The following is a 455-nucleotide window of genomic DNA, read 5'->3' as shown; positions in this document are numbered from 1 at the left end:
AGCCTGAAGCCGCGGCAGATCCAGATGATCGCCATCGGCGGCGCGATCGGCACCGGCCTGTTCCTGGGCGCCGGCGGCCGGCTCAACGCCGCCGGCCCGTCCCTGGTCATCGCCTACGCCGTCTGCGGCTTCTTCGCCTTCCTGATCCTGCGCGCCCTCGGCGAACTGGTCCTGCACCGGCCCTCCTCCGGCTCCTTCGTCTCCTACGCCCGCGAATTCTTCGGCGAAAAAGCAGCCTTCGTCTCCGGCTGGTTCTACTGGATCAACTGGGCCACCACCACCATCGTGGACATCACCGCCGCCGCGCTCTACATGAACTTCTTCGGCAACTACATCCCCTGGATGGCCGACGTCCCCCAATGGGTCTGGGCTCTGACCGCCCTGATCGTGGTCCTGGGCCTGAACCTCGTCTCGGTCAAGGTCTTCGGCGAAATGGAATTCTGGTTCGCCATCAT

General features: G+C 65.1%; 1 protein-coding gene. It reads left to right on the top strand.

Annotated features, from left to right (window positions below; all coding sequences use genetic code 11):
- Positions 1-455 (top strand): amino acid permease (locus AC5RWD_RS23230; RefSeq protein WP_494022271.1); only part of this gene is annotated, 455 nt, incomplete at both ends.

It is taken from the genome of Arthrobacter sp. CMU6, from assembly GCF_059090205.1.
Note: the sequence above shows the minus strand (reverse complement) of the source record. Positions and strands in the feature narration are given on the sequence as shown.